The sequence below is a fragment of the Citrobacter sp. wls619 genome, from assembly GCF_005281345.1.
Taxonomy (GTDB): Bacteria; Pseudomonadota; Gammaproteobacteria; order Enterobacterales; family Enterobacteriaceae; genus Citrobacter.
In genome coordinates this window covers 209,170-228,401 of sequence record NZ_SZXJ01000027.1, presented here as the reverse complement: position 1 = coordinate 228,401, position 19,232 = coordinate 209,170, and the positions used below count along the sequence as shown (strand labels likewise).

Genomic DNA, 19,232 nt, shown 5'->3' with positions numbered 1-19,232 from the left:
GGAGTTCATTCATGAGATTAAGACAGTTGCTGTTTATCGCTGCACTCCTCGCCTGTCCAGGGATAAGCCATGCGGTAACCTGCTCCGTAAGTAACGTCCAACCCATCAGTTTTGGTACAGTGGACCCGTTGTCATCATCAGGTGCAACGACCTCAATGACCTTTACCTGGACTTGTGCAAAAGAAGTGACCGACGTACTGGCGGGGATTAACCTCTGTTTTAATATTGGCGCATCGGCCGTCAGCGGTCAGGTGGCAACACGGAATATGTCGTTAAGCGGAACACCTGCCAGAACGTTGAGCTACCAGCTATATCAGGACGCCGGGCACAGTAAAATCTGGGGGAGTCAGTATCAGAGCGGAACCTCAGTTCCCATGGTACAACTTAACTTGCTCAATTTGCTCCCGGTGACCGGTTCACTGACCGTATCCGCTCAGCTCGTCACTCCGCAAACCTCTGCAGTCCCCGGAAGCTATCAGGACAGCTATACGGCAGCCACGGCGCTTATCACCCTCAACCCTGGATTAGTTATTCCGCCCACCACGTGTGGTGATACCGTTGCCGCCAGACTCCCCTTCACCGTATCAGCCACTGTCAGCAAACAGTGCAATATCACCTCGGCCACTAACATTAGTTTCACCCCGGTGAAGGCAACTCAGCGCAATGCGACAGCATCAAATACCATCGGGGTGGCATGCACCAATAACACCCCTTACACCATTGGACTACAACCCTCCAACGGCAATACTGCAGGCAGCGGTGTGATGAGCGGAACAGGGGCAAACAGCGATAAAGTCCCTTATCAGCTCAGCTCAACACCGGGGCCTTCCGGTACCGTGTGGGGCAACACCTCGCTCAATACCGTTACAGGCACTGGCACCGGTTCAGCTACGCCGTATTCAGTGTATGCCACCGTTCCCAGCGCAAACTATACGCCCGACAACTATGCGGACACCGTCACCATCTCAGTGACTTACTGACGCGCCGCTAAAATGCAATCAAGAAAACACAAATAATTATCATATTGTTTACTTTTAGAGGTACATCATAAATCTGACAAATAGTCATTCTCATGCACCATGCATATTAAATGTCTGAATCGCGACTTGATCGCAAACATTCGCAAAATCAATAGATAATTATTCACTTAACGCTTAATTCACGCGTTTTTATTATGGCTATTGAGGGGCTGGAGGGCAGGCCGTTTCTTGAAAAAAATGTTAAATTTAAGTTTATATGGTGAGATCCACTGTATACCACGGCCAAATTAAGAACATATTACTTTTATAACTAAGGTTTATCATGGATAAGTTATCTTACGCTTCAGATAGCAGCACATCTGCCTGGAATACCTACCTGCAACAAATCGAGCGTGTGGCCCCTTACCTGGGCGAACTTTCCCATTGGGTGGATACCCTGCGCCACCCGAAACGCGCGCTAATTGTCGATATTCCGGTGCAGATGGATGACGGCACTATTCGCCATTTCGAAGGATATCGTGTACAGCACAACCTCTCCCGCGGCCCGGGGAAAGGCGGCGTGCGTTATCATCCTGATGTTGATCTTAATGAAGTGATGGCCCTTTCCGCCTGGATGACCATCAAATGTGCCGCACTGAACCTGCCGTACGGCGGTGCCAAAGGTGGCGTTCGCGTCGACCCATTCTCGCTGTCCGAAGGTGAACTGGAGCGTTTAACCCGCCGCTATACCAGCGAAATCGGCATTATCATTGGGCCGCAAAAAGATATTCCTGCGCCGGATGTCGGCACCAACGGCAAAGTGATGGCATGGATGATGGATACCTACTCCATGAACCACGGCACCACCGTAACCAGCGTGGTCACCGGTAAACCTATCCACCTTGGCGGTTCGTTGGGTCGTGATAAAGCAACGGGTCGTGGCGTGTTCGTCAGCGGTCTGGAAGTGGCTCGTCGTGCCAACATCGACGTCGAAGGCGCACGCGTAGCGGTACAAGGCTTTGGTAATGTCGGCAGTGAAGCGGCTCGCCTGTTCGCCAGTGCTGGCGCACGCGTCGTTGCCATTCAGGATCACACTGCCACCCTGTTTAACACCACCGGGATCGACATGACCGCGTTGACCGCCTGGCAGTTGGAGCACAAACAGATTGCCGGTTTCCCGGGGGCGGAAACGATCGCCAGCGAAGCCTTCTGGAGCGTGGAGATGGATATCCTGATCCCTGCCGCGCTGGAAGGACAGATTACCCGTCAGCGTGCAGAAATACTGACCTGCAAACTGGTGCTTGAGGGCGCTAACGGCCCAACTTACCCGGATGCCGATGATATGCTGGCAAGCCGCGGTATCATCGTGGTACCTGACGTCGTATGTAACGCAGGCGGCGTCACCGTCAGCTACTTCGAATGGGTTCAGGACATGGCCAGCTTCTTCTGGAGCGAAGAAGAGATCAACAATCGCATGGATAAAATCATGACCGATGCGATGGTTCATGTGTGGGAGAAAGCGGCGGAGAAATCCTGCTCATTGCGCACTGCCGCCTATATTGTGGCCTGCGAGCGTATCCTGCTGGCACGTAAAGACCGTGGTATTTATCCGGGATAATACGAAGGCCAATACGCCAACGTTTTTGACCGACGATAAACGCCAGTCGTGAGTTACGCCAATAATGCGGCATTATTTGTGGCATTATTGGCGTGTAGTCGCCTGATTCACCCGCCCCGCTTTCTGCGTTTTACTTACCCAATATCTGCGTATTTTGTTAGCCAATAAACATTAAATTCCGTCGCAGCAACCATAATTTGCGTTAAGAACGCATAGCGATGCATTATTGGCCGCAATGTCTACTACCAATATTACGCCCCGCATATATATTGACGAACTGATTAAAAATCCCGAATAATCGTCGAATTATGGCATTCTGGCTGCAGGGAAAGTTGCCTGACACAGTGCGATTAGATCGGGCCGGGAAAACTCAGCGAATAACCACGTGAGAATATAATGGTCGATCATTCATCTGCTTCTGAGCACAACGATTTTACTCGTTGCCTGTCTCTTTTCGACAGCGCATTTCCACAAATCTTATCCCTGCTGGGTATGCCAGTCCCCACGCAGCTCTCGCCTGATACGTTTTATTATTCACTTGATAAAGCCCGAGAGAAATTGGGCAACTGGAACAGTGTAGCGGCTCGATTTAACTATAACGAGCAGGAAATGGCGAGCTTTCTTGCGGCACTTAGAACCTTGAAAAAATGGCTCGTCAGAAATACAGATGGCCAGCCTGCGGACAGAAATCTGACCATTGCCGCGTTGCGTCTTTTGTGGCAGCTCGAATATTTGCGAGAAAAACAACCTCAATTAACTTATTCAACGACGCTGCATAACGAAGGCGAAGAAAAGCAGTTACGTAGTTTGCAGCAGGTACGGGCATTAGAGTTGACCATTCGTAGTTTAATTAATGAAGCGTACAATAACCAACAAGCCCTACTTGAGCACCTAAACAAATTATTTGGTCAGGAACGTGTGAAAAAATGGCTGAACGTTGCCGATCGTGATGACGTATTGAGTGGGACCCTTTTCAGTGAACTCGCCTCACTGTTTATTGATAAAAACGAATATCCCATCCACTATTCTCCGCTTTATCAATATACCCCGTTGCTCAGCTTTGTTAACGATAAACGTACAACACTGAACACCTTTCTTGACGATATTCGCGTAATTCGCAACCGTCTGGCGCATCACAAGCGGGTAACCTCCGTCCAAACAACATTGGTGAATTACTATTACCGAGAAATTACTGAGCCGGTACAGGAGGCCTTCGATGAAGGCCGCGTAAAAGTTAACCCTGATCGCTTTTTTGATGACAGCAATGCTGAGGTTGCTCGCTATTTCGAACGGACCAGCCAAAAGATTGAAGATCTCGGCGGCGACGTTCAGGAAATAAAAGATAATCTGGTGGCTCAGGCTCAAGATCTTGAGGTAATCAAAACGCGTACGGACATCATTCGCAAGTATGTAGTCTGGGTGTTGGGCGGTATCGCCGTCCTTATTGTTGGCTCGGTACTGACTTTTGGAACTTCAACCAAGACGCTGGTGAATACGGAGTCCATCCGTAGCGATCTCGGGGAAGTGGGTAAAACGGTTGCCGGTGCGAAAAAAGAAACCAGTAACGATCCGCGTAAAGAACTGGCGAATATTGGCATTGCCTGGGATGAAAAAAATCTTCGCGCCGCTATCGACCGCGGTGATACCCAGGTTGTCAATTTGTTTCTTGCCGGAGGCATGCGCTGGAAACTGTATTATGCCGAAGCCGCATTACAGGAAGATCGCCAGGAAACGTTGAATGCCCTATTACAATCAGCATCGTTGATGGATGAAAAAAACGGTTGTCTCAGAATGGCCGGTAAATTACGTCAGCAAGCGAACCGTAATGGCACGCTGACCCCCATACAGATTCGTTATTTAAAAACATTCTGTTCTTCTGCCAGGGATGTTCAGGGTATTAAAGCGGAACTCGACAGAGCGCTTAATTTTGAGAAAGCCCAGAAGAAAGCTTACGATGAAGAAATGGCCAAAAATGAACCTGCGGGTCGCTGTGAACGCCGTTTGATGGCCGATAATGCGCGTGACTTACTGGCTGACGCGGCGCAGTTTTCACTGCAAAGACCTACCACCTATTCACTCCACGATGTGTTATTGAAAGAACTGAATACGCGTCTGATGTTCGGCACGCTCAACGGGGCTGAGTTAAAAAGCCTGGTTAAGAACTACTGCGTAAAACAAGAAAACCATGAACCCAATATTGCGATTGACGATAACTGGAGTCGCTCACAACGGGTCATTTATAACGTAGTCAAATAATGAGCGATACACCAACACATTCATCGACAGAGAATTATATGTTCGCATTCAACAATGCATGGCCGCAGTTTACTTTCGAGTTCAATCCGTCGCAGCGTGATGCACCGGCTGGCAGCCTGCTGATCGGATTGGGCGACGGCAATGATACGGAAAGCCAAAAGGGTGTCGCGCTCAATAACAAAGGATACCGTGCAGGTCACTACCATTCGGTGAGTGAACTGGTGGCAAATGCCGACGATCGTCAATGGACTATATGGCGCAGCAAACTCTCAAGTGTCCAGGGAATACAGCGAATCGTTATTGAAGATTTCTCTCTGGATACCTGTTTCACGCTGTTGCTGTTTTTGAACCATCTCAATGCCGTTGGTTCGCTGTCGCTATCAACACATCCGTGGCTGGAATACGTCACCGCATGGGAAAGCGGTATTTATCTGGACGGTGATGATACGGCGCGTTCTGCCGCGTGCTTGTTATCCGCACTCGCGCATAGCAGCCTGTGCGAGCAATCCCTGGATGATACTGCCGTTGTTCGCCACAACATGTTGGCCTGCCTGCGCCTGTTGAGCGATATGATAATAGCCAACCCCGACCCTACCGCAGGCATTATGCCCATGCACACGCAATGTTATGCAAGTGCGGTCGCAAGTCTGGCGTATGAGCAACAGATTTACCAACACGTTATCAAGCGCTCGGTGACCTGCCAACTCCTGCTGGACCTCGGCACAGGCCGGCGGCAAACGGTGGTTGATGCACTGTTTATCACCGAAACGCTCCCTTCCGGGATGCTGAAAATTCTCGCCCGCTGCGACAAAGAACGCAGTTGGACGCACAATGGATTTGGGTTGCTGGCCATTTATCGCCCGCGAGAAGTGGGCACGGGCAATGATATCGTTATTTCACTCAACCCCATTCAGGGGACGCGCCTTGATGCCCTGTGGTCCGCTCTGGAACAACGTGAAGATGCGGCCTGGCAAGGGGTACGCCCGCACGATACGCCGCGTTTTCTTGAAAGCTATCGCCTGGCCGGAAGCGATAAATTAATCCCAGGAGCACCGAACCAACCCTGGTACGATGATCAAGGCAGAATGACGCTCATTGCGGCACCGAAGCAGCTTGCGCCCGGAGAGCCCGGCTCGAAACTGACCTGGCAACAAGACGTTTTGCCCGCAATCTGGGAGAATTATTTTACCCGTTACCTTGATAACGCCATTGTGCCAATAGTTTTACCCGAACTGGATTGCCGCACAAAGGGTAAATGCATTCGTGTCTATCAGCATCGCATCCCGGAGGGCGGTGATATTACGATAGTGCCGCTGATGCGTATGATCGACACCCCCACCTTCCATGCCTGGCTGGCAGCACAGAGCGATAGCACGCGCGTCGTCCGGAGTCCTGCGGATCTGCCCCCCGCCAGCGAGTACAGTAGCCAGTGGTACAGCAATATTCTGGTCGTCGCTCACCGTCATGGCGTCACATTCTTCTGTCGCGAAGAAGAGGATAAACATCTGGCGATACTGATTAAAGCGGCCAGTTCCGTCGCGGATGTCAGCCATGAGTATGAAAATTTTCTGGCAAACTCTGGCCAACAGATTGAACAGTGGCTCAAGGATCTGCTCGAATCGCAGCAAATTCACAACCGAAAGGGCAAAATTCGTCGTCTATCTGACTGGTCCGAAATGATGCTGGAAACCAAGGCCCGGGCGCTAAAAGCCATGAATAAAGGTGCTTTGGTCGGCAACGATGCCCTACATAACCAACTGAGTGACGATCTCTCTCGGCAGTGGGGATTGTCTGAACAACGCCAGGAGCTCATGGCGCAGATAGAGCAATTGGATCAGCTCATGCGCCAAGCGATTAGTCAGCGTCAGGAAAAACGTCAACGCATATACGGCGCACTGTTTTCCGCTTTAGCACTCGGCGCGGCGGCTAACCATATTTGGGAACCGATTAAAGAGATAAAAACGACAAACCTTTATGAATGGCAACTCATGCTATTCAAAGAGCAGCCAGCCCCGGCAATCGATACGTTACAGGCGATTGCTGCAGATGCCGCACGATATGAAGTCTATACCCTGGCTATTCTGCTCATTTTTGGTTTCATTGGTTTTATCTTGTTCTGGTTTTTCGATTTTAATGGCAAGGAGGAGTAAGAAATAACGTTTTATTCACGATGCCGTCAGCATAAACCTTGCCGCATCTCTCACTTCCGCTGTTTTATGCACCAATACGTTTCAATACGGAACATTACCAGATGCTAATGTTCCGTATTGAAACGCCAATCACATCAATTTTCTTTTGACTACCCGTGTGCAAAATTACCTTATCGGCAGCGAGAGGTCGCCGTGGCGTTGTACAAACCGATACCCTACATCAGATGTCTGCCTGATATGTGCAGCCATCTCAGGACTGTCTGCGGAGCATAAACAATGAAAAAATTGATCAACCGTGTTGAAGACGTACTGAACGAACAACTCGCCGGGCTGGCAAAAGCCTACCCCTCTCTGGCACTGCATCAGGACCCGGTGTACGTTACTCGCGCGGATGCGCCAGTGATGGGCAAAGTGGCGCTGCTTTCCGGTGGGGGTAGCGGCCATGAGCCAATGCACTGCGGCTACATTGGCCAGGGTATGCTTTCTGGTGCCTGTCCGGGTGAAATTTTCACCTCGCCAACGCCGGATAAAATGTTTGAATGTGCCATGCAAATTGACGGCGGCGAAGGCGTACTGCTGATAATCAAAAATTACACCGGCGACATTCTTAACTTCGAAACGGCAACCGAGTTGTTGCATGAAAGCGGCGTCAAAGTCACCACGATGGTCGTGGATGATGACGTGGCGGTGAAAGACAGTCTGTACACCGCCGGTCGTCGCGGTGTGGCAAATACGGTATTGATTGAAAAACTGGTCGGTGCGGCCGCAGAACGTGGAGACTCACTGGATGCCTGCGCAGCGCTGGGACGCCAGTTGAACAACCAGGGTCATTCCATCGGGATTGCCATTGGCGCCTGTACCGTGCCGGCGGCCGGTCAACCGTCATTCACCCTACAGGACAACGAAATGGAGTTTGGCGTCGGTATCCACGGCGAACCCGGCATTGACCGCCGTCCATTCTCTTCGCTTGATCAAACGGTGGATGAAATGTTTGACACCCTGCTGGAAAACGGCCACTACAGTCGTACGCTGCGTCACTGGGATCACCTTCAGGGCGCCTGGCAGGAAGGGAAAGAAAGCAAACGCGCGCTACAGAGCGGCGATCGCGTGATTGCGCTGGTCAATAATCTCGGTGCGACACCGCTGTCTGAACTCTTCGGCGTGTATAACCGCCTTGAAAGCCGTTGTCAGGATGCCGGTATTGTCATCGAGCGTAACCTGATTGGCTCTTACTGCACCTCTCTGGATATGACCGGTTTCTCAATCACCCTGCTACAAGTGGATGACGAAACGCTGAGCTTATGGGATGCACCGGTTCACACCCCTGCACTCAACTGGGGTAAATAAGGAGATTCATGATGTCCCTCACCAGAACACAAATTGTTAACTGGCTCTATCGCTGCGGCGAAATATTCACCACCGAAAGCGATTTTCTTACCGGCCTTGACCGGGAAATCGGCGATGCCGACCACGGTCTGAATATGCACCGCGGCTTCAGTAAAGTGGTCGAAAAGCTCCCGTCCATTGCGGATAAAGACATCGGTTTTATTTTGAAAAATACCGGGATGGTACTGCTCTCAAGCGTCGGTGGCGCCAGTGGCCCGCTGTTCGGCACCTTTTTCATCCGCGCCGCGCAGGTCACTCAGGCCCATCAAAGCCTGACGGTTGACGAGTTGTATCAGATGATGCGTGATGGCGCGGAAGGTGTCATTAGTCGTGGTAAAGCCGAACCGGGTGACAAAACCATGTGCGACGTTTGGGTACCCGTCGTCGAATCTTTGCGCCAGTCCAGCGAGCAAAAGCTGAGCGTACAGGCCGCACTGGAGGCGGCAAGCGCCCAGGCAGAAACCGCGGCGCAAAGTACCATCACCATGCAGGCGCGCAAAGGCCGTACCAGCTACCTCGGTGAGCGCAGCATTGGGCATCAGGACCCCGGCGCAACGTCCGTTATGTTTATGATGCAAATGCTGGCGCAGGCTTCCAGAGAGTAAGGATAAAACGATGGTAAACCTGGTTATTGTGTCTCACAGCGCCCAACTGGGCGAAGGCGTCGGTGCGTTAGCCCGACAGATGTTAATGGGTGATGGTTGTAAACTCGCTATTGCCGCAGGCATTGACGATCCTGAGAACCCCATTGGCACCGACCCCATCAAAGTGATGGAGGCCATTGAGTCAGTGGCAGACACGGATCACGTGCTGGTGATGATGGATATTGGCAGCGCACTACTGAGTGCGGAAACCGCGTTGGATCTGCTCGACCCGGCGATCGCCGCCAAGGTGCGTCTGTGCGCCGCCCCGCTGGTTGAAGGTACGCTGGCGGCAACCGTCAGTGCTGCGGCGGGCGCGGATATCGATCGGGTCATCAATGATGCCATGAATGCCCTCGACGCCAAGCGTGAGCAACTGGGTTTACCTTCGTCGTCTGTCGCGAAGACCAGACCAGCTGAATTGTCACCCGACGCGGATGCCCGTTCGGTTGCCGTGACCGTAAAAAACCCCAACGGTATACATGTTCGCCCGGCATCACGGCTGGTCTCCACATTGTCTGGCTTTAATGCCGACATGTGGCTGGAAAAAAACGGCAAGTGCGTCGTTCCTGACAGCCTGAATCAGATAGCACTGCTGCAGGTGCGCTGTAATGACACGCTGCGCCTGATTGCCAAAGGTGAACAGGCAGACGCGGCGCTGGCTGCGTTTAAACAGCTGGCGGCTGAGAATTTTGGCGAGTCCGTCGAAGAAGCACGCGCTGCAAGTGTCGCAGTACCGGTGCCTGCGCTGGCAACGGGTACGGCCTTTTGCTATACGCCGTTCTCACCGGAAGTCACCCATCGCCCCGCCGCGGATGCGCAGGACGAGCAGCAGCGGCTAAAAGCGGCCATTCTACGCACACTCGACGACCTGAGTGATTTAACCGCGCTGGCAGAGGAGAAATATTCCGCTGATATCGCCGCCATTTTCTCTGGTCATCACACGCTGCTCGACGATCCTGAGCTTTTCGATATGGCCTGTGATTTGATGCGCGAAAAGCAGTGTAGCGCAGCCTACGCCTGGCATAACGTACTGAGCGATCTGAGTCAGCAGTATCTGCAACTCGACGATCCTTATTTACAGGCACGATACATTGATATTGAGGATTTGCTGTCCCGTACGCTGCAACATTTAACCGGCGAAAGTGCACATATCCCCGCGTTTATTCGACCGACCATTCTGGTCGCCGATGTCATCTATCCGTCTACCGTGCTGCAACTCGACCCGCTCACGATTAAAGGGATCTGCCTGCGAGCCGGTAGTGAAGCCTCCCACTCGGCGATTATCGCCCGCGAGATGGGCTTGTGCTGGGTATGCCAACAAGGCGAAACCCTCGATGCTATCAAGATGGGTGACGCTCTGACTCTGGACGGTGCAGCAAATCGGGTGATCCTCGCAGTCTGATACCCACAGCCCACCCGTTATCTGTAAAAGGTGGGCTATTTCACTTCCTCCGTCAGGAAATGTCTGTTTAATCGCAAAATGGGGGGCGGATCACGCGCAACGGTCGATCCTGAACTAAGGTTTTCTCATGGTAAATGCCGCAGCTTCGGCACGCCGCTAAGGAGATTAACCAATGATAACGCCCGCCATTCGCCATCCAGGCCTGCTGTCAGTGGCGATAAAACTGACGCTCGCAAGCACCTTTTTTGCTCTGGCTTCTTTTACTGCGCACGCCGAGGATTCACCTGCCGCTACGCCCTCTCCTCCTGATATTCTGCTTGGTCCGTTGTTCAATGATGTACAGACAGCAAAGCTATTTCCCGATCAGAAAACCTTTGCCGACGCAGTGCCCAACAGCGATCCGCTGATGATCCTTGCCGATTATCGGATGCAGAAAAATCAGTCCGGCTTTGATTTACGCCATTTTGTGGAAGTGAATTTCACGTTGCCAAAAGAGGGTGAGAAATACGTCCCCCCGGCCGGGCAATCACTCCGCGAGCACATTGACGGACTGTGGCCGGTACTCACTCGCTCAACCACCGATGTCGAAAAATGGGACTCTCTGCTGCCGCTACCAGAACCCTATGTAGTGCCGGGCGGGCGTTTTCGTGAGATTTATTACTGGGATAGCTATTTTACCATGCTGGGGCTGGCCGAGAGCAATCGCTGGGACAAGGTCTCTGATATGGTGGCCAACTTCGCTTATGAGATTGATTCGTGGGGGCACATTCCTAACGGCAACCGAAGCTACTACCTGAGCCGTTCGCAGCCGCCGTTCTTTGCCTTTATGGTTGAACTGCTGGCGCAGCATGACGGTAACGACGCGCTGAAAAAATATCTCCCGCAGATGCAAAAAGAGTACAGCTACTGGATGGAAGGAGGCGAAGCGCTTCAGCCCGGTCAACAGCATAAACGGGTGGTCAAACTGGCTGATGGCACCCTTTTAAACCGCTACTGGGATGACCGCGATACGCCAAGACCTGAATCCTGGGTTGAAGATATTGCCACCGCGAAAAGCAACCCGAACCGCCCTGCCACTGAAATTTATCGCGACCTGCGCTCAGCCGCCGCATCCGGCTGGGACTTTAGTTCGCGCTGGATGGATAACCCCAACCAGCTAAGTACCCTGCGCACCACCAGCATCGTGCCTGTCGATCTCAATGCGTTGTTATACAAGATGGAGAAAATGATCGCTCTCGCCAGCAAAGCCGCAGGTGACGATGCCAAAGCAGCGCAGTACGAGGGCTTTGCCAATGCCCGCCAAAAAGGGATTGAAACCTGGTTGTGAAATGACAAAGAAGGCTGGTATGCCGACTATGATCTGAAGAGCCACAAAGTCCGTAATCAGTTAACTGCCGCCGCGCTGTTCCCCTTATTTGTAAATGCGGCAGCGAAAGATCGTGCCAGCAAGGTGGCAGCAGCAACTCAGGCGCATCTGTTGCAACCAGGCGGCCTTGCCACCACGTCGGTGAAAAGCGGCCAGCAGTGGGATGCCCCCAACGGCTGGGCGCCGTTACAGTGGGTCGCTGCATCGGGATTACAGAACTATGGCCAAAATGATGTCGCTATGGATGTCACCTGGCGATTCCTCACCAATGTGCAGCACACCTACGATCGTGAGAAAAAACTGGTTGAGAAGTATGACGTGAGCAGCACAGGAACCGGTGGCGGTGGTGGCGAATACCCGCTACAGGATGGTTTCGGCTGGACTAACGGCGTAACGCTAAAAATGCTCGATCTGATATGTGCTAAAGATAAACCCTGCGACAACGTACCGGCAACGCGCCCCGCCCCCGCCAGTCACACGCCTTCCGAGGCCAAAAAGCAGACTCAACCGACGTCCTAATCTTCTCTGGTGTCTTAAGCGTCCTCTAAATCCGCGCCTGGTCGCGGATTTTTTGGTGCCATAAATCTCCATTTCAGGTGTATCCATTGCATCTAGCCCTTATGGGGTATCCCCTGTTTTCATCCGTGTGAAATTGATTCTGAACATGTTTTTATTCGCTGTATATGTAAATATATAGCGATTTTATCACTGTTCAGGATCAACATAATGCCACTGACAAGAAGGATGTTTGCCCAGCTCGTGGCATCTGCGCTGCTGTTACGCCATTTTCCGGCCCTTGCCCAAACACCGCTTACCGTCGCTGTCGGTTCGCCGCCATCACCCGACACAATCCAGCGCGTCGTCAGTGCCGGAGCACCTGCCGATATGCTATTGCTGGCTGTCGCACCGGAAAAACTGGTGGGATTTTCATCCTTTGATTTTTCTCACCAGGCCGCAGTGCCATTCCATCATGACATTTTGGCGTTACCGAAGCTGGGAAGACTGGCAGGACGCGCCAGCACCCTGTCACTGGAGGCCTTGTTAGCGCTGAAACCCGACCTGGTGGTGGACTGCGGCAATGCTGATGAAACCTGGCTTTCTCAAGCCCGGCAGGTCAACGCGCAAACGCACGTTCCGTGGCTGCTAATTAACGGCGAGCTCCGACAAACCCCGGCGCAACTGCAAGCCGCAGGGGCCGCGCTGGGTATGGCAGCACGGGCCTCTGCACAGGCCGCACTGGCCCGTCGATTTATTGATGACGCAGATGCGTTTTCGCACTCCCCCGCAGCAAAACTGCGCTTTTATGCCGCACGCGGTGCCAGAGGGCTGGAAACCGGTTTGCAGGGTTCACTGCATACCGAAGCACCAGAGTTACTGGGATTACACAATGTCGCGCAAATCCCGGGACGACATGGATTGACCCAGGTATCCATGGAAAATCTGTTGGGCTGGCAGCCCGATATTATTCTGGTTCAGGATGCAGTCACCGCAAAGTACCTGCGAGAAGATCCCGTCTGGCAAGGGGTCAAAGCCGTTGCTGAGCAACGTATTCTGTTTCTCAGCGGACTGCCGTTTGGCTGGCTGGACGCTCCGCCGGGCATCAACCGGTTGCTGGGATTGCGTCGCCTGCACGCCTGGCTTGCCCCCCAAATTGAAACCCACTTTAAGACCGATATGCAGCGCTACGCAGAGTTGTTCTGGCACACCTCATTAAGCGATGCACAGTTTCAGAAGCTGGTGACACTGTGATGAGAATGACAACGCTGAGTATCCTGATGATCGCAGCCATTGCCGCGTGTGTCATCGTCGCAACGGTTTCAGGTGCATACCGCCTGGATGCCCAGCAGGTGATGAACCTCATTGCTGGCCATCCAGGCGTGCCGACACAGGACAAAATCGTCTTCTGGCAGATTCGATTGCCGCGCATTCTGGCTGCATTGCTGCTGGGCGCGGCACTGGCGGGCGCAGGGACCACTTATCAGGGTATGTTCCGTAACCCACTGGTGTCGCCGGATATTCTCGGCGTGGCGGCCGGGGCGGGTTTAGGGGCCTGTACCGCCATCCTGCTGGGTTTACCGATCCTGTGTATTCAACTGTATGCATTTGTCGGCGGCCTGTTCGTGGTGGCGGGCGTGTGGCTCATCACCCAGCGGGTAAAACGCCACGATCCGGTACTCACCCTTGTACTGGTCGGCATTGCGCTGGGTACGGTGTGCGGCGCAGGGATTTCGCTCATCAAAACGCTGGCTGACCCGTATACCCAGCTACCGTCGATTACCTTCTGGCTACTCGGTGGTCTGTCGACCATCACCGCCCACGACCTGTGGTTGTCCGCACCGCTGATCGTGGCCGGTTTGGTGCCGCTGTTGCTGCTACGCTGGCGCATGAATTTGCTCACCCTCTCGGATGATGAAGCCCGTTCTCTGGGCATCAACGTATCCCGGCTACGGCTCTGGCTGATTATCTGCGCCACGCTTATCACCGCCTGTACTGTGGCGATTGCCGGAATTATTGGCTGGATTGGGCTGGTGGTGCCACACATTGGCAGACTGCTTTGTGGGAACAACCACCAACGGCTACTGCCCGTTTCAATGGGGATCGGCGCTATTTTACTGCTGCTGACAGACACCCTTGCCCGCACCCTGAGCAGCACGGAAATCCCGCTGGGGATCCTGACCGCATTTATTGGTGCCCCCTTCTTCCTGTTACTTCTGCTCCGGGGAGGCCGACCATGACGTTGCTGACCGTACAACATGCGTCTCTCGGCTACCATTCCCGGCACCCTGTCTTGCGCGATGTCTCGTTTAGCGTCGCGCCAGGGTCAATCTGTTGCCTGATTGGCGCCAATGGCAGCGGGAAAACCACCCTGATGCGTACCATTCTTGGCGTTCTTCAACCGATTGCTGGCCAGATTATGCTTGATGGTATCGCGGTGAATCATCTCAGCGACCGTGAACGCGCCGCCTTCATCGCCTGGGTTCCTCAGGCACATGACGGTGCGTTTGCCTTCACGGCTCTGGATATGGTGATGATGGGACTGGCCCCGCAAATGGCGGCATTTGCCGTTCCCGGCGTCAAAGAGCGCGATATCGCCCTTGAACAACTGGACGTGCTGGCGATCCCGCATCTCGCGCCCCGGCGCTGGAACACACTCAGCGGAGGTGAACGCCAACTGGTGTTGATTGCCCGTGCGCTGGCACAACGTCCACGTCTTTTACTGCTGGATGAACCCGCTTCCAGCCTCGATTTTGGTCACCAGATCCGACTGCTCGACACACTGGTCACGCTAAAAGATTCTGGCATGGCGCTGCTGATGTCGACCCACCATCCGTTGCATGCGCGCGCCATTGCCGACAGCGTGGTGCGCGTCGAGCCAGACGGTCTGGTGTCACAGGGGGAGCCTGAACACCAACTGGCAGCTGAACGTCTGGCCACCCTGTATCGGGTCACCCCCTCACAAATAGCCCATCACCTCTTTGGCTCACACGATTAAGGAATCACGATGCTCATTGACGACATTGATTTTGCTGACCTGTACCGCAAACAGTTACTTCTGGCGAAGCGAACCGAGAAAAAACCAGAGCACTGGGACAAACGTGCGGAAAAAATGGCAGAGAATTGCGCCTCATTAACCGACAGCTACCTGCTCCAGTTATTGAGCAAGATTGACCTGAAAGGTGCTGAATCACTGTTTGATATGGGTTGCGGACCCGGAACGGTTGCGCTGGCGCTGGCCAAAAAAATGCCGATCGTTTACGGCGTTGACTACAGCCAGGGAATGCTGAGCGTTGCCGCTCGCCGTGCCGGGCAGATGGGCGCGCGCCACGTACAGTGGGTGCAGCGCGCATGGGAAGCGCACTGGGACGACCTGCCCCAATGTGATATTGCCGTCGCCTCACGTTCGACGCTGGTTGCCGATATGCGCCAGGCCATGACCAAACTGAATAATCAGGCCCGGCTACGGGTTTACACCACCCATCTCGTCAGTTCCTCATTTGTATCACCCACGATTCAGCGTGCGTTGGGGCGCGAGGTGATTGAGCTTCCCAACTATATCTATGCACTGAATGTTTTGTATCAGATGGGCATTCACGCACATGTTGATTTTATCCGTGGACCCAACTGTCAGCAGGACAACAGCACCTGGACACGTTTTCTGGAAAACGTGCGCTGGAGCATGGGGGAACTGAGCACAGACGAAATTGAGCGTCTGGAGCACTGGTACCATCAGCAGGACCCTCGCACCATCGCGCCCGCCAGTCGCGACTGGGCGCTTATCTGGTGGGACAGCGTACCGCGGGAGGCGCTGCAATGATCTACTGCTCACAGGCGCAAGTCGATGCGCTGCTGCTGGAAGATATTCAGGGCGGCGATTTAACAACCCGGGCGTTAGGTATCGGCGAACAGCCGGGGAATATGGATTTTTATCACCGCCAGGGCGGGTGCGTGAGCGGAACCGCTGTGGCCAGACAAATGCTGACATCACTGGGTTTGACCGTTACCGACCTTGTGCCCGATGGCGAACGGGCGAACACCGGACAGTTACTTCTGCGCGCGCACGGTAACGCGGCGGCGCTGCACCAGGGCTGGAAAGCGGTACAGAACGTACTGGAATGGAGCTGCGGCGTATCGCGCTATCTCGACGAGATGCTGAACGTGCTACGCCAACGCTATCCCGATGGGCAGATTGCCTGTACCCGCAAAGCCATCCCCGGCACGCGTATGCTGGCGACCCAGGCGATCCTTGCCGCCGGAGGCATTATCCATCGCGGAGGATGCGCCGAAACCGTGCTGCTGTTTGCGAATCATCGCCGTTTTCTTGCCGATCCGCACGACTGGGCTGCAGCAATCGCGCAACTCCGCGCCCATGCGCCAGAAAAAAAGATTGTCGTCGAAGCCGATACCCCCGATGAGGCACTGGCCGCGCTACATGCAGCCCCTGATGTGCTGCAACTCGATAAGTTTACCCCTGAGCAGGCAGCAGACATCGCTCGCCAGGCTCCTTCTCTGGCCCCCCATTGCACGCTAGCGCTGACTGGCGGCATTACCCTCGCCTCACTGGCGAGTTATCTCGACTGTGGCATCAGGCTCTTTATCACCTCCGCGCCTTACTACGCCCCACCGGCGGATATCAAAGTTAGCCTGAGCCCGGACGCACGTGGCATATAACATTTATAAATGGACTATAAATAATGAATTTCAACAAAAGTTGTCTTTACACAGCCCTGTCGTTTGCTTTCGCGCAAGGTGCTTTTGCTGGGCAGGAAAGCGAAACCATGACCGTCTGGTCGAGTCCGGCCTCCGCCGCAACCACGACGGTTCTCGGCCAGGAAACGATGCAGCAACTGGATAAACAAAACGTGGCGCAGGCGCTAAGCGTCGTTCCCGGCGTCGTGCTGCAAAAATCCGGTAACCGTAATGAGCAACAAGTGAAGGTCCGCGGTTTTGACAGCCGTCAGGTCCCGGTCTTTTTCGACGGTGTTCCGGTGTACATCCCCTACGATGGCAACCTTGATTTAGGCCGTTTTCTGACATCCGATATCGCTTCTGTCGAAGTCTCTAAAGGCTACTCATCTTTGCTACAGGGGCCGAACCAGATGGGTGGCGCTATCAACATCACGACCAAAAAGCCCACCAAGCCAATTGAGGGCTCTCTGGGGTATCGTCAGGGCTGGAGCCGTAGTAAAGACAATGCCCATGATATGCACGCGTCGTTCGGTGCCAGCAACGATCTCGGCTATATCCAGCTCAGTGGTAGCCAGCTAAAACAGGATTTCCTCGGATTACCTCATGGTGTTGATAACCCGGTAGCGGGCAGCAATGGCAAGATGATTAACTCATCAGCCGATGATAAACGCGGCATCGTGAAACTGGGGTTCACGCCACGCGGCGATGATGAGTATGTTCTGACCTACATTAATCAGGACGGCGAAAAAGATAACCCGCCGTATGCCGGAACCAGCAGCCAGAAATCGCGTTATTGGCAATGGCCGCAATATGATAAAGAAAGTTACTACTATCAGGGTACCACGCATTTGGGCGATCGCTTTACATTGAAAAGCCGCCTGTATCGCGACACCTTTGAAAATACGCTGATGATGTACAATTCCCTTGCCGATCTGAAAAATAAGAAAGGCAGCTACAGCCATTATTCTGACTACAGCGACGGCGCAGGTCTGCAGCTTTCCGCTGATATGCGGGAAAACGACCTGCTCTCTTTCGCCGTGAACTGGAAAGACGATGTTCATCGCGAAAAAGGGGCTCCGAATGCCGCTTATGACCGCTACGAAGATCGTACCTGGTCTGTCGCCAGTGAATATCAATGGGCGGCTGCGGATAATGTCGATGTGGTGGCAGGTATCAGCTACGACTGGCGTGACAGCGTAGAGGGGATGAAGCACGAGAAAAACGGCAGCGTTACCCATTATGATGACAACGACCAGTCCGCCTTTAACTGGCAGGTAATGACCAAATACCACTTTGAAAATTCTGACACGTTAGCGCTGTCCTACTCTGACAGAACGCGCTTCCCCACGCTGAAAGAGCGCTACACCACGTCAAAACCGGCTTATAACCAGATAGCGCTGGTCAACCCGCAGCTAAAACCGGAACGCGCCCGCAGCGTCGATCTTACGTGGAACGGTTCGTTCACCCAGAACTGGGGATTCGAAGCCAGCGTGTATTACAACCGCATTACCGATGCGATTCTGTCCCACAATATTGATGCCGACACGATTCAGAACCAAAACAGTGGTCGGGTGGATTACACCGGCCTGGATGCAGGCGTCAAAGGTAAGGTCTTTGACATGCTGGATGTGGGGCTAAGCTACGGTCTGATCCATGCTGACGTTAAACGCAGCGACATCGGTAAAATTACCGATCTGCCAACGCAAACCCTGACCGCCTGGATGACGCTGAAGCCGTGGGACCCACTCAGCATTACGCTGTCCGAAGAGGCCCGCTCTTCAAGCTATAGCAATTCTGATGGCTCACAAAAAGCGTCCGGGTTCGCCATTACCCACCTCCGGGCAGATTACACCATCGGACATGGCTTTAGCGTTAACGCGTCGGTCAACAACCTGTTTGATACACAGTACGTCTACAGCGAAGGGTTTATCGAAGAAGGTCGCAATTACTGGGCCGGGGTTGAGTATCAGTTCTGACTTAGCGATACAGAGAAACGGCCCCGTTCAGGGTAATGCTGTTCAGTTAACGCCTCAGTTTCAGAAAGTATCGCCTGTGAGGGTAGAAGTTATGAATATGCACTCTCAGAGAAAGGGTTCCGTTCACCTCATGTTCATCGCTTCTCTGAAACGCCGGCTCCTGTGAACGTGTAAAGGGCGTTCTCCGCCACGCCCTTTACAATCCCGGCTCCCGGCGGAGGGTTCCGTTCACCTCATGTTCATCGCTTCTCTGAAACGCCGGCTCCTGTGAACGTGTAAAGGGCGTTC

13 protein-coding genes and 1 pseudogene are annotated in these 19,232 nt (G+C 53.5%); all 14 read left to right on the top strand.

Annotated elements, in window-relative coordinates:
• Positions 1-11 precede the first annotated feature (11 nt).
• Positions 12-980, top strand: coding sequence for a spore coat protein U domain-containing protein (locus tag FDX19_RS03840; protein ID WP_137381662.1), 969 nt, complete (start codon positions 12-14; stop codon positions 978-980).
• A 322-nt stretch (positions 981-1,302) separates the two neighbouring features.
• A complete protein-coding gene (locus FDX19_RS03835; RefSeq protein WP_005122303.1) occupies positions 1,303-2,577 on the top strand; it encodes a Glu/Leu/Phe/Val dehydrogenase in 1,275 nt (424 codons plus the stop codon).
• A gap of 396 nt (positions 2,578-2,973) precedes the next feature.
• Positions 2,974-4,833, top strand: coding sequence for an STY4199 family HEPN domain-containing protein (locus FDX19_RS03830; protein ID WP_137381661.1), 1,860 nt, complete (start codon positions 2,974-2,976; stop codon positions 4,831-4,833).
• Positions 4,834-4,871: 38 nt separating this feature from the next.
• Positions 4,872-6,983, top strand: coding sequence for a hypothetical protein (locus FDX19_RS03825; RefSeq protein ID WP_137381660.1), 2,112 nt, complete (start codon positions 4,872-4,874; stop codon positions 6,981-6,983).
• 276 nt (positions 6,984-7,259) lie between these two features.
• Entirely contained in the window at positions 7,260-8,330 is a 1,071-nt protein-coding gene (dhaK, locus tag FDX19_RS03820; RefSeq protein ID WP_137381659.1) for a dihydroxyacetone kinase subunit DhaK, read from the top strand.
• Positions 8,331-8,341: 11 nt separating this feature from the next.
• Positions 8,342-8,974, top strand: a complete 633-nt coding sequence (gene dhaL / locus FDX19_RS03815) for a dihydroxyacetone kinase subunit DhaL (protein WP_137381868.1) — start codon at positions 8,342-8,344, stop codon at positions 8,972-8,974.
• Between the two features lie 10 nt (positions 8,975-8,984).
• Positions 8,985-10,415, top strand: coding sequence for a dihydroxyacetone kinase phosphoryl donor subunit DhaM (gene dhaM, locus FDX19_RS03810; RefSeq protein ID WP_137381658.1), 1,431 nt, complete (start codon positions 8,985-8,987; stop codon positions 10,413-10,415).
• Positions 10,416-10,587: 172 nt separating this feature from the next.
• A pseudogene (locus FDX19_RS03805) lies at positions 10,588-12,300 on the top strand (alpha,alpha-trehalase).
• A gap of 207 nt (positions 12,301-12,507) precedes the next feature.
• Positions 12,508-13,530 carry an ABC transporter substrate-binding protein gene (locus FDX19_RS03800; protein ID WP_137381657.1) on the top strand — a complete coding sequence of 341 codons (1,023 nt, stop codon included), beginning with the start codon at positions 12,508-12,510 and terminating at the stop codon, positions 13,528-13,530.
• Entirely contained in the window at positions 13,530-14,516 is a 987-nt protein-coding gene (locus FDX19_RS03795) for an iron ABC transporter permease (RefSeq protein ID WP_137381867.1), read from the top strand. Before FDX19_RS03800 ends, FDX19_RS03795 begins: the two co-directional genes overlap by 1 nt.
• Complete coding sequence (locus tag FDX19_RS03790) at positions 14,513-15,274, top strand: ABC transporter ATP-binding protein (protein WP_137381656.1); 762 nt, start codon at positions 14,513-14,515, stop codon at positions 15,272-15,274. Before FDX19_RS03795 ends, FDX19_RS03790 begins: the two co-directional genes overlap by 4 nt.
• Positions 15,275-15,283: 9 nt before the next feature.
• Positions 15,284-16,096 (top strand): class I SAM-dependent methyltransferase, encoded by an 813-nt coding sequence (locus tag FDX19_RS03785; protein WP_137381655.1) that lies wholly within the window; start codon positions 15,284-15,286, stop codon positions 16,094-16,096.
• Positions 16,093-16,950, top strand: a complete 858-nt coding sequence (gene modD / locus FDX19_RS03780; RefSeq protein WP_137381654.1) for a ModD protein — start codon at positions 16,093-16,095, stop codon at positions 16,948-16,950. Before FDX19_RS03785 ends, modD begins: the two co-directional genes overlap by 4 nt.
• Before the next feature lie 23 nt (positions 16,951-16,973).
• Positions 16,974-18,944, top strand: a complete 1,971-nt coding sequence (locus tag FDX19_RS03775; protein ID WP_137381653.1) for a TonB-dependent siderophore receptor — start codon at positions 16,974-16,976, stop codon at positions 18,942-18,944.
• Positions 18,945-19,232 lie beyond the last annotated feature (288 nt).

Excerpts from the sequence above, each read along its gene's own strand:
- FDX19_RS03840 (WP_137381662.1), top strand. The coding sequence starts at position 12 with ATGAGATTAAGACAGTTGCTGTTTATCGCTGCACTCCTCGCCTGTCCA.
- FDX19_RS03835 (WP_005122303.1), top strand. The coding sequence starts at position 1,303 with ATGGATAAGTTATCTTACGCTTCAGATAGCAGCACATCTGCCTGGAAT.
- FDX19_RS03830 (WP_137381661.1), top strand. The coding sequence starts at position 2,974 with ATGGTCGATCATTCATCTGCTTCTGAGCACAACGATTTTACTCGTTGC.
- FDX19_RS03825 (WP_137381660.1), top strand. The coding sequence starts at position 4,872 with ATGTTCGCATTCAACAATGCATGGCCGCAGTTTACTTTCGAGTTCAAT.
- dhaK (WP_137381659.1), top strand. The coding sequence starts at position 7,260 with ATGAAAAAATTGATCAACCGTGTTGAAGACGTACTGAACGAACAACTC.
- dhaL (WP_137381868.1), top strand. The coding sequence starts at position 8,342 with ATGTCCCTCACCAGAACACAAATTGTTAACTGGCTCTATCGCTGCGGC.
- dhaM (WP_137381658.1), top strand. The coding sequence starts at position 8,985 with ATGGTAAACCTGGTTATTGTGTCTCACAGCGCCCAACTGGGCGAAGGC.
- FDX19_RS03800 (WP_137381657.1), top strand. The coding sequence starts at position 12,508 with ATGCCACTGACAAGAAGGATGTTTGCCCAGCTCGTGGCATCTGCGCTG.
- FDX19_RS03795 (WP_137381867.1), top strand. The coding sequence starts at position 13,530 with ATGAGAATGACAACGCTGAGTATCCTGATGATCGCAGCCATTGCCGCG.
- FDX19_RS03790 (WP_137381656.1), top strand. The coding sequence starts at position 14,513 with ATGACGTTGCTGACCGTACAACATGCGTCTCTCGGCTACCATTCCCGG.
- FDX19_RS03785 (WP_137381655.1), top strand. The coding sequence starts at position 15,284 with ATGCTCATTGACGACATTGATTTTGCTGACCTGTACCGCAAACAGTTA.
- modD (WP_137381654.1), top strand. The coding sequence starts at position 16,093 with ATGATCTACTGCTCACAGGCGCAAGTCGATGCGCTGCTGCTGGAAGAT.
- FDX19_RS03775 (WP_137381653.1), top strand. The coding sequence starts at position 16,974 with ATGAATTTCAACAAAAGTTGTCTTTACACAGCCCTGTCGTTTGCTTTC.